Origin of the sequence: Stutzerimonas stutzeri (assembly GCF_000952685.1) — a bacterium.
Classification (GTDB): Bacteria; Pseudomonadota; Gammaproteobacteria; order Pseudomonadales; family Pseudomonadaceae; genus Stutzerimonas; species Stutzerimonas stutzeri_E.
The window spans coordinates 41,388-51,882 of record NZ_JYHV01000003.1 but is presented as its reverse complement, the minus strand read 5'-3'; the positions used below and the strand labels follow the sequence as shown (position 1 = coordinate 51,882).

11 protein-coding genes are annotated in these 10,495 nt (G+C 63.0%); 6 read left to right on the top strand and 5 right to left on the bottom strand.

Features of this window, described 5'->3' with window-relative positions:
* The first annotated feature begins 119 nt into the window (after window positions 1-119).
* The 4 genes from UF78_RS00820 to flhA are packed head-to-tail and all read left to right on the top strand — an operon-like array spanning window position 120 to window position 4,417.
* A complete protein-coding gene (locus tag UF78_RS00820; protein ID WP_045160116.1) occupies window positions 120-392 on the top strand; it encodes a flagellar biosynthetic protein FliQ in 273 nt (90 codons plus the stop codon).
* Window positions 393-412: 20 nt separating this feature from the next.
* Entirely contained in the window at window positions 413-1,192 is a 780-nt protein-coding gene (gene fliR / locus UF78_RS00815; RefSeq protein WP_045160115.1) for a flagellar biosynthetic protein FliR, read from the top strand.
* Complete coding sequence (flhB, locus tag UF78_RS00810; protein WP_045160114.1) at window positions 1,185-2,324, top strand: flagellar biosynthesis protein FlhB; 1,140 nt, start codon at window positions 1,185-1,187, stop codon at window positions 2,322-2,324. The genes fliR and flhB overlap by 8 nt, the downstream gene beginning before the upstream one ends.
* Window positions 2,321-4,417, top strand: coding sequence for a flagellar biosynthesis protein FlhA (flhA, locus tag UF78_RS00805; RefSeq protein WP_045160113.1), 2,097 nt, complete (start codon window positions 2,321-2,323; stop codon window positions 4,415-4,417). Before flhB ends, flhA begins: the two co-directional genes overlap by 4 nt.
* 48 nt (window positions 4,418-4,465) lie before the next feature.
* On the opposite strand, the gene UF78_RS00800 is transcribed toward flhA, so the two are convergent.
* From UF78_RS00800 to UF78_RS00790, 3 genes are all read right to left on the bottom strand, one after another.
* Window positions 4,466-5,155, bottom strand: coding sequence for a dienelactone hydrolase family protein (locus UF78_RS00800; RefSeq protein WP_045160112.1), 690 nt, complete (start codon window positions 5,153-5,155; stop codon window positions 4,466-4,468).
* Window positions 5,156-5,286: 131 nt separating this feature from the next.
* Window positions 5,287-5,619 carry a PilZ domain-containing protein gene (locus tag UF78_RS00795; RefSeq protein WP_045160111.1) on the bottom strand — a complete coding sequence of 111 codons (333 nt, stop codon included), beginning with the start codon at window positions 5,617-5,619 and terminating at the stop codon, window positions 5,287-5,289.
* Window positions 5,620-5,787: 168 nt separating this feature from the next.
* Entirely contained in the window at window positions 5,788-6,006 is a 219-nt protein-coding gene (locus tag UF78_RS00790) for a hypothetical protein (protein WP_045160110.1), read from the bottom strand.
* Window positions 6,007-6,196: 190 nt separating this feature from the next.
* On the opposite strand from UF78_RS00790, the gene UF78_RS00785 reads away from it, so the two are divergent.
* Both UF78_RS00785 and UF78_RS00780 read left to right on the top strand, forming a co-directional pair.
* Entirely contained in the window at window positions 6,197-7,648 is a 1,452-nt protein-coding gene (locus UF78_RS00785) for an iron-containing redox enzyme family protein (RefSeq protein WP_045160122.1), read from the top strand.
* Window positions 7,649-7,673: 25 nt separating this feature from the next.
* Entirely contained in the window at window positions 7,674-8,621 is a 948-nt protein-coding gene (locus UF78_RS00780) for a methyltransferase (protein ID WP_045160109.1), read from the top strand.
* A gap of 56 nt (window positions 8,622-8,677) precedes the next feature.
* Here UF78_RS00780 and UF78_RS00775 read toward each other — a convergent pair whose 3' ends face one another.
* Entirely contained in the window at window positions 8,678-9,610 is a 933-nt protein-coding gene (locus UF78_RS00775; RefSeq protein ID WP_045160108.1) for an AEC family transporter, read from the bottom strand.
* A 327-nt stretch (window positions 9,611-9,937) separates the two neighbouring features.
* Entirely contained in the window at window positions 9,938-10,462 is a 525-nt protein-coding gene (locus tag UF78_RS00770) for a hypothetical protein (protein WP_045160107.1), read from the bottom strand.
* Between the last annotated feature and the right edge of the window lie 33 nt (window positions 10,463-10,495).

Below are 10,495 nucleotides of genomic sequence, written 5' to 3'. Positions count from 1 at the left end.
TCGCCCAGCAGGGCGAAACCACTGCCTCAGCCAACCCGGCCAACGGCTGTAACCACACGAACCCAGAGCCTAAAAGCTTGGCGGCTAAGGCCGCTCCCACGAAAAGCGAAGGTGCTCCCATGCTAACCCCCGACACCGCCGTCAACATCATCTCCAACGCCATCCACGTCATCGTCCTGGTGGTCTGCGTGCTGGTGGTGCCGAGCCTGCTCGGCGGCCTGCTGATCAGCATTTTCCAGGCGGCCACCCAGATCAACGAACAAATGCTGAGCTTCCTGCCACGCCTGCTGATCACCCTCGGCATGCTGGTGTTCGCCGGCCACTGGATTCTGCGCACCTTCAGCGATCTATTCATCGAAACCTTCACCCAAGCCGGGCGGCTGGTCGGTTAGCCGTGGGCAACGAACCCATCATGCAGGTCGGTCAATACCTGCAATCGTTGCTGGGCTACTGGTGGCCGTTCTGCCGGATCATGGCCGTGTTCAGCCTGGCGCCGATGTTCAGCCACAAGTCTCTCAGCGTGCGGGTTCGCGTGCTGCTGGCGATTGCCCTGACCGTGGTGCTCACCGCCGCGCTTCCAGCCACGGCGCCCATCGACCCGCTATCCATGAAGGGCATTCTCACCGCTTTGGAGCAGATCGCCATGGGCCTGCTGCTGGGCGTGGCGCTGATGCTGGTGTTCACCGTGTTCACCCTGATCGGCGATATCGTCTCGACCCAGCTGGGTCTGTCCATGGCGGTGTTCAACGACCCCATGAACGGAGTGTCGTCGGCGTCGATCATCTATCAGCTGTATTTCATCCTGCTGGCGCTGCTGTTCTTCGCCACTGACGGCCACCTGGTGATCGTCACCATCATCTACCAGAGCTTCATTTTCTGGCCGGTCGGCAGCGGCATTCACTTCGACGGCCTGCAGACCATCGCCCTATCGCTGAGCTGGGTGATTTCCGCCGCGTTGCTGATCGCCCTGCCGATCGTCTTCTGCATGACCCTGGTTCAGTTCTGCTTCGGCCTGCTCAACCGCATCTCGCCGGCGATGAACCTGTTTTCCCTGGGCTTTCCCATGGCGATCATCGCCGGATTGGTATTGATCTTCCTAACGCTCCCCAACCTGTCGGAAGCCTACCTGCACCTGACCCGCGAGCTGCTGGGCAACATCGGCGAGATTCTGCGGAGCGGCCGCAATGTCTGAGCAGAACAGCAGCCAGGAAAAAACCGAAGAGGCCTCCGAGCAGAAACTCAAGAAGAGTCGCGACGATGGCCAAGTCACCCGCTCCAAGGACGTCGCTACCACCGTCTCGCTGCTGGCCACGTTGCTGGTACTCAAATTCAGCTTCGGCTTCTTTTTCGATGGCCTGCAGCAGACGTTCAGCTACTCGTACATCGACTTTCACAAGAGCGAAATCACCGTCGATGATCTGCAGCTGATCCTCACCCACAACCTGCTGGTGTTCATCAGCGTGTTGCTGCCGCTGCTGATCACGCCGATTCTGGTCATCGCCTTCGCCCTGGTGCCGGGTGGCTGGGTCTTCGCCTCAAAAAACTTCGCACCCAAATTCAGCAAGCTCAACCCCATTACCGGCCTGGGACGGATGGTGGGTGCGCAGAACTGGACCGAGCTGCTCAAGTCGCTGCTCAAGATCACCGCGCTGCTGGGCATCGCCGCCGGCCAGCTGTACTACGCCGCGCCCAAGCTGATCGCCCTGCAGCGCAGCGACATCACCAATGCCATCAGCAGTGCCTTTTCGCTGACCTTCGATCTGGCGATTTCGCTGCTGCTGGTGTTCGTGCTGTTCTCGTTCATCGATATCCCGCTGCAGCGCTTCTTCTTTCTGAAAAAGATGCGCATGACCAAGCAGGAGCGCAAGGAAGAGCACAAGAACCAGGAAGGCCGGCCGGAAGTGAAGGCGCGGATCAAGCAGCTGCAGCGCCAGCTGGCCCAACGGCAGATCAGCCGGGTGATCAAGGATGCCGATGTGGTGATCGTCAACCCGACCCACTACGCCGTGGCGCTCAAGTACGACCCGAAGAAGGCCGAAACACCCTTCGTCATCGCGCGCGGTGTGGATGAAACCGCGCTGTACATCCGCAAGCTGGCGCAGGCCAACGGGCTGGAAGTGGTCGAGCTGCCGCCGCTGGCGCGGGCCATCTACTTCAGTACCCAGGTCAACCAGCAGATTCCGGCGCCGCTCTACACCGCGGTCGCCCATGTGCTGACCTACATTCTCCAGCTCAAGGCCTGGAAACAGGGCCGGCGGAGCAAGCCGAAGCTGGCCAGCGACATCCACATTCCCGAAGAACTGTTCAACCGAGCCCGAGCATGAGCCTGATTCAGAAACTGACGCCGACCTTCAGCAGCGGAAGGATTGGGATCCCGCTGATCATCCTGTCGATTCTGGCGATGATCATTCTGCCGCTGCCGCCGCAGCTGCTGGACGTGCTGTTCACCTTCAACATCGCCATGTCGATTCTGGTGTTGCTGGTCAGCGTGTCGTCGAAAAGTCCGCTGGATTTCTCACTGTTCCCGACGGTAATCCTGATCACCACGCTAATGCGCCTGACGCTCAACGTCGCCTCCACACGGGTGGTGCTGCTCGAAGGTCATACTGGCACGGGCGCCGCGGGCAAGGTGATCGAAGCCTTCGGTGAGGTGGTGATCGGCGGCAACTTCATCGTCGGCCTGGTGGTGTTCATCATCCTGATGATCATCAACTTCATCGTGATCACCAAGGGCGGTGAGCGGATCTCGGAAGTAACCGCGCGCTTCACCCTGGACGCCCTGCCCGGCAAGCAGATGGCCATCGACGCTGACCTCAACGCGGGCCTGGTGAACAACGAAGAAGCCAAGGCACGGCGCCAGGAAGTGGCCAAGGAAGCCGACTTCTACGGCGCGATGGACGGCGCCTCGAAGTTCGTTCGCGGCGACGCCATCGCCGGCATCCTGATCCTCTTGATCAACCTCTTCGGCGGCTTTGCCATCGGCGTGTTCGTCCACGACCTGGCAGCCGGCGAAGCCTTCAAGCAGTACGCCCTGCTCACCATCGGTGACGGCCTGGTCGCGCAGATTCCGGCGCTGCTGCTGTCCACCGCGGCGGCGATCATCGTCACGCGGATCAACGAATCCAGCGACATCACCAGCCAGGTTCAGCGCCAGCTGCTGGCCAACCCGGCTTCGCTGTACACCGTGGCTGGCATCCTCTTCGTGCTCGGCCTGGTACCGGGCATGCCGCACCTGGCATTCATCGGCTTCGCCGCGCTGATTGGCTTCATCGGCTGGCGGGTATCACTGCATGAGCCACCGGCCGCTGGCGCCGATCTCAAGGAAATCCAGGCCATCGGGCAGGCGATGGACAAGGAAAAGGCCCAATCGCTAGCCTGGGAAGACATCCCGCTGGTCGAGCGGCTGTCCATTTCGCTGGGCTACAAGCTGGTCGGGCTGGTCAACGAAGCCTCCGGGGCGCCATTGCCGGCGCGGGTGCGCGGTGTGCGCCAAACCCTGTCCGAGCATCTAGGCTTTCTGCTGCCGGAAGTGCAGATCCGTGACAGCTTGCGGCTCAAAGCCTCGCAATACGACATCTACATCAACGGCGAGAAGATCGACGGCGCCGAGTTGCATGCCGACCGCCTGATGGCGATCCCCTCGCCGGAACTGTACGGCGAGATCGACGGCATCCTCGGCACCGACCCGGCCTACCGCATGCAGGTGGTGTGGATTCAGCCATCGGACAAATCACGCGCGCTGAATCTCGGCTATCAGGTGATCGACTGCGCCAGCGTGGTCGCCACGCACCTGAACAAGGTGGTGCGCGAGCATCTGCCGGACCTGTTCAAGCATGACGATGTCGAGCACCTCATGCAGCGCCTGACCCTACAGGCACCGAAGCTCGCTGAAAGCCTCAAGGCGGCACTGACCTATACCCAGCAGATGCGCGTCTACCGCCAGTTGTTGCAGGAAGAGGTGCCACTGCGCGACATCGAGACCATCGCCAGTACCCTGCTCGAATGCAGCGAAACCACCAAGGACCCAGTGCTGCTGGCTGCCGACGTGCGCTACGCGCTGCGCCGCAGCATCGTTTCGATGATCGCCGGTGATCGCCGCGAACTGGCGGTGTTCGTGCTGGAAAACGCGCTGGAAAACACGCTGCTCAATGCCCTGGCCATCGCCCAGCAGGCCGGCCAGGTGAGCCTGGACAACATTCCGGTGGAGCCGAGCCTGCTCAACCAGCTGCAGAACAGCATGCCGGTGGTGAAGGAGAAGCTGCGCAAGGATGGCCACCCGCCGATCCTCACCGTGATGCCGCAGCTGCGTCCACTGCTTTCGCGCTACGCACGGGTCTTCAGCCCGGGCCTGCACGTGCTGTCGCAGAACGAGATACCCGATCGCGTCGGGGTGAACATTCTCGGCACGCTCGGTTGAGCCACTCGCCCGATCGCGTCGGGCGCGACCGAGCGATGACCGGCGTGATTAGAGCGTATTGGCCAGAAACATCAACGACCGCCCGTGCGCCAGCGCGGCGGCGGTCTGGTTGTACATCGGCCGTTCCCAACAGTTGAAACCATGATCGACACCGGCATAGGTTTCGATCTGCGCCGATTTGCCAGCCATCGCCTGACGCACCGCGGCTACCGCATCGGCAGAGATGTAATGGTCCTTCTCAGCGAAGTGGAACAGCGTCGGGCAACGGATCTTCTCGGCCTGGGCCAGCCGGTTTTCAATACCGCCGGGGTAATAGCAGATCGCGGCGTCGACCCCGGCATTCGCGGCACAGAGAAACGACAGCAAGCCGCCCATGCAGTAGCCGATCGACGCCACTTCGCCGCTGCATTCGTCGCACTGACGCAGCGTTTCGACGCTGCGCCGCAGGTCGTCGATGGCCAAGTCGAAATCGAGTTGCTTCATCAGCTCGAACGCACGCTTCCAGTCCTGCTCGGTGTAGCCCAACTGGATGCCTGGTTGACTGCGCCAGAACAGGTCCGGCGCCAGCACCACGTAGCCATCGCGGGCGTACTGGTCGGCCACGGCCTGGATATGAGCGTTGACGCCGAAGATTTCTTGAATCAGCAGCAGGCCAGGCCCGGCGCCGGTAGGGGGAAGGGACAGGTAGCCCTTGAAGGTTCCGTCCTGAGCGGGAATATCGATCCATTGTGAAGCCATGTTCGTCTCCTCTCGCGTGCGGTGGGTTGAAGACCACGGTTACCGGCCACAGCAAAGAGGCCGCCGCAAGGAGTTGCGACAGAAGCTGCCAATCAGAGTTCGTTACGATCCGGCATTGAGCAGGCCGCTCGTCAGCGCCGCCGGGGCAGCAGCTGGGCGACCATCTGCACGAATGGCGGACAGGGCCGGTCGAGGGCAAAGCCCATTTCGAACGAATCGCGACGCGAGTCCTTGCGCACCCACTGGCAGATCACCACCACCTCGACCTCGCGCAAACGCTCGCCGTGATCCGGTACGTGCAGGCACATCTCGTAGCAGCCACCGATGGACAGCGGCTGTCTGGCGACCAACCGAAGGCCGGCGATGGACAGATCGCCGACATAGCCCATGGGCTCGCCGCTGAGACGGTTGGTCACCTGGATACGGCTGAGATGGCGGAAGGTAAGGCGGCTATGTTGTCGCATGGCGAGGCTCTGCAGTCCTTTGTTCGACCGCAGCCCGTGACCGAGAGCGTCGTCCCGGCCGCAGCGGCGGTGTGCTTAAAGGCAGCAGGCGACCCGAACGCGCCGGAAATTAAGGCGCGCTGGAAATATTTCCCGGCCGGCCGAGCGACCCCGCGCCGCGCAAGACGGCTAGCGCTCGGGGTTATGCGGCTTGCGACGCTTCAATGCGTCCTCTTCGCTGACCTCGTCCGCCATGCTCGGCGGGACGTTGTAGGCACCGCCCGGCACATCGTCGCGATCGCCGCCGGCCACTTCGCCGTTGCGCGGACTGCGCGCCTGATCACCGCGCTTTTCGTTACGGTCTTCGAGAGGATCGGGATTTTCCTTGCCGCGTTCGGATGGGTTCATGGGACCTCCGTCTGATTGATCGTCGGACACGCTCGGTGCCTCCGTAATTAGGAAGACGATCGGCACCGGAAGTTGCACCGTGACCGCCCGGCAGGACGACCGGCCATTCGGCAGACTTGCTGAACTTATCCCGCTGGGCAGCGGCCAAAAAACCATCTGGGGTCTTCCCCAACTGCCGCCGTGTGAAGCTATGCAATTGACTCGAAGCCTGCCCGTAGACGCTATCCCTGTTGCCCCCGAAACGGCGACGCCGTCCAAGACGCTTTATTTCGCCCTGCTCGACGCGCCCGACAACGACAGCGTCCGTGCCAACGCCGCGCAATACCTCAACGCCCAGCTGGATGCCGCGGCCTCCCTGCCCTGCGACTTGCCACCAGACCCGGCGGGGCTGGGCGAATGGCTGGAGAGCCATACGGCAAAAATCGGCGGCCAGTACCAGACTTATCTTGACGATCGTCGCGCCGGTGCACCGCGCCGGTACTTCTCCAGCAAGGCCCATGCGCTACATTTTCTGCAGGGCGTGGCACCGACCAAACTGGTCGACGGCGCCTGGCTCTACGGCCTGCTGCAGCGCTGGGACGATGCGCGATTCACGGCGCTGATCCAGACCTATCTCGAGGAGCTCGGCGAAGGGCTGCCGGAAAAGAACCATGTCGTGCTCTATCGCAAGCTGCTCGCCAGCCAGGGCTGCGACGATTGGCAGAACCTCGGCGACGACAACTTCGTCCAGGGCGCGATTCAACTGGCGCTGGCCGAGCACGCCGAACAGTTTCTGCCCGAAGTGATCGGCTTCAATCTGGGCTACGAGCAGCTGCCGCTGCATCTGCTGATCAGTTCCTACGAGCTCACCGAACTGGGCATCGACCCCTACTATTTCACCCTGCACGTGACGGTCGACAACGCCGACAACGGGCATGCGAAGAAGGCCATTCAGGGTCTGCTGGCCGCCTGGCCGCAGGTTGGCGACAGTCAGGAATTCTATCGCCGGGTCGTCAACGGCTATCGCCTCAACGACCTGGGCGCCAGCACGCTCTCGGTGATCGGCGGATTCGATCCCGAACAGGAGGTGCGGCGCGTGCTGGAAAAGAAGGCCGGCGTCGGACAGTTCGTGCATTCGGATTACTGCCGCTTCGATGGCTACACGGTGAACCAGTGGCTGGCCGAGCCGGAGCGGATTCCGCAGTTCCTCGACACCCTGCAGCGTCGCGGTTGGATCAAGCGCCACGAAGATCCGCAGAACAGCCGCTTCTGGCAGATGATCACCGGCGAACAGGCGCCGATGTTCGGCGTATTCAGCGCCCATGAACAGCAATTGCTCCATGACTGGATCGCCGGCGACTGGCTGGCGGAGCAGACTCCGACCCAAGGCAAACCGCATCCGTCACTGGCACAGCGCCAGGGTCAGTTCGGCGGCCGTCGGCGCGTCACCAGCGAGCGGCCGGCCAAGCCTGCGCTGGTGCACGATCAACGGCAGGCGGTCAGCGACTTCGATCAGGAGGCTCAGTTGCTGGAACAGCAAGTGGCGCAGCTGCCAACGCGCGAGGCGCGCATGCGCCATCTGCTGCCCTTGCTGGCCCCCTCCCGCCACCACAGTGCTGCCGGGCTGCTGGCCACCCGACTTTTCACCGGACTTTTCAACTGAAGGCGAAACCTCGCCAGGGAATCACATGATCTTGGAAAACGCACGGGACCGCGCGCTGCTGCACCTGGCTCAGGCGCTGCGTGAGCGCGGCTATCATTTCATCACCCCTACCCCGCTGACCCACGAGCGGGTCAATCAACGCATCGAGAATGCCCTGGCCAAGGACCTGACCGGGGTGTTCGGCTGGACCCGGCCGTTCCAGCACGAGCTGCTGCCACCGGCGCTGTTCAGCCTGATGGACCAGGCCGGCGTGCTAGAACCCTGCGGCTCGCGCTGGCGCAGCCGGGTGCGCCTGTCGAGTCTCGACGGTCAGCTGTTCGTGCATTCGGCGCACCCCACCGATGCGCCGGACGCGGTGTTTTTTGGACCGGACACCTACCGTTTCGCCAACGCCATCCTGGCGCACCTGAACAACCACAAAGGCAGCATCAGCCGCGCGGTGGACATCGGTTGCGGCTCTGGCGCCGGTGCCATTCTCACCGCGCTGGCGCGGCCGCAGGCCGAGGTGGTGGCGGTGGACATCAACCCCGAAGCTTTGCGCCTGACCCAGGTCAACGCGACGCTGGCCGGGGCTGACAACCTGACGGCTCGGCATAGCGACCTGCTCAGCGACGTCGAAGGCGAGTTCGATCTGATCCTGGCCAACCCGCCTTATCTGGTCGACCCGAAAGAACGGGCCTATCGTCACGGTGGCGGTCCGTTGGGCGCGGGCCTGTCACTGGCGATTTTCGATAGTGCCCTGGAGCGCCTCGCGCCCCGCGGTACTTTGCTGCTCTATACCGGCGTGGCGATGCCGGGCAGCCAGGACCCCTTCCTCAACGAAATCCGCCAACGTCTGGAAGGGCGCGGGTTGCAGTGGAACTACCGGGAAGTCGACCCGGATGTGTTCGGTGAAGAGCTGCTCGATGGCGCCTATACCGAGTGCGAGCGGATCGCCGCGGTCGTGCTGGAAGTGACTCGGCCGGCTGATTGAGCCGGCGTGCGGCGCCTTGCCAGTCACCGAGTGGAAAAATGCTTCGCGATTCCACGCTATGCCGGCAACAGAACCAGACACGCTGACAAGGTCAGCAGCGAGCCCAACGTGGAATACAGCACCACGCGCGAGACCCGCGAGGCCTCGCGGCCATAGAACTCGGCGAGCATGTAGGGCCCGGTACCGGTGGGCAGCGCGCTCAGCAGCAGCGCCGAGTAGGCCCAAAGCGTCGGCAGTTGGAAAACCTGGAACGCCAGATACCAAGTGATCAGCGGTTGTACCACCAGTTTCAATGCCACCAGCGGCCAGACGCCCGCGACCTTGCCGCCGGGCTGCGGTTGGGCGAGAAACAGTCCCAGCGACACCAGCGCGCACGGCGCCGCCGCCGCACCGAGCAATTTCAGCAGTGTCGCCAGGGGCACCGGCAGATCCATTCCGCTCGCAGCCCATGCGCCTCCGAGCAACGGCGCCACCACCAAGGGGTTGCGCAATAGCGCGCCGCTAACCTTGCCCAGCGTGCGGCTGAAACCCTGGCCGGCATGCAACCCGGTTTCCACGCAGGCCAGTGCGATAGCGAACAACACGCAGACGACGATGATCGACGCCACCATCGCCGGCTGCAGCGCTTCGTCGCCCAGCACCAGCATGCACAGCGGAATGCCGATATAGCCGGTATTGGCATAGGAAGCGCCCAACGCATCGAGACTGGCGTCGGCCAAGGGTTGTTTCTGCAACAACCGATAGCCAAGCGTGAAGCCGAACACGCCAAGACAGCCCACCGAGAACGCCGTGATAAAGCCCGGCTGCCAGAGCTGCTCCCAAGTTGAATTGGCGACCACGCTGAACAGCAGAGCGGGGAGCCCTAGCCAGACCACGAAACGGTTGAGCTCGGAGGCGCCCGTCGGACCCATGCGACCGGTGCGGCGGCACAGGTATCCCAGGAAAATCAGGGCGAAGACAGGAAGGACGACGTTGACGACGGCGGACATGGATTCTCATCGGGTGACGACCGCCAGGGGTAGCGGTACGGGGGCGGGCTGCAGACCTTAGCAAAAAATTGCTTATCGCATTGTTCGGGGCGAGTTGCTTTTTCAGTGCTAAAAACTAAGCAAAAACGCCTGCGTCTGCACATTGCGCTTTGTGGGAGCGGTCTTGACCGCGAAGCTTTTGGACTTTGACTTCCGAGCCCAGGGCCCGATGGCGGAGCTGGCTGGGGCACTGGTTTCGCCCTGCTGGGCGAAACCAGGCCATCAAGCGACTCGGACACAGGCCCGCAACACCCGTCGACCAGCAGCAGCGCTTCGCGCCCTGCCCCCCTAATGCACCATCGTCGAGGGCCTATACCCATTCGGCTCCGCCCGCGCCGCGGCAAACTCCGCCTCGACGCGCCCACGCATGGCGTCCGGCGACTGGGGAAAACCGCTGCGGTCGCTGTAATCCCATTCGACAACGGGCTCACTTTCGCTGGCCAAACCACGCGCGCAGGACACATCCAGCGCGGTGATGCCGGCCACAGCACCGGCGGCGATGGCTGCGTTGACCTGCTCGGTGCCGTTCTCGATGCTCAAGCCCAGACCGACTAGATCCAGCGCATCACCGCCGATGCGGCCGTAGATCCAGGGCTTGGGATCGTCGGCGAGCAGCAGGCCGACGCCGTTGGCGATTTCTCTCGCACCACAGGCACGGATCAGCCCCTCGTTGCCGGGCACGCCGAGAAAGCGTGCCAGCTTGCCGGGCATCAGCACTTCGGCCAGACCCAGCCCGATACTGAACCAGCCGAGGCCACGGGCCAGCGTGCGGGCGGAATGGTTGGTATGGGTGACACGATGTGGAACGCTCATGAATCAGTCCCTCCTCGGGGCTTGGAGAAGCAG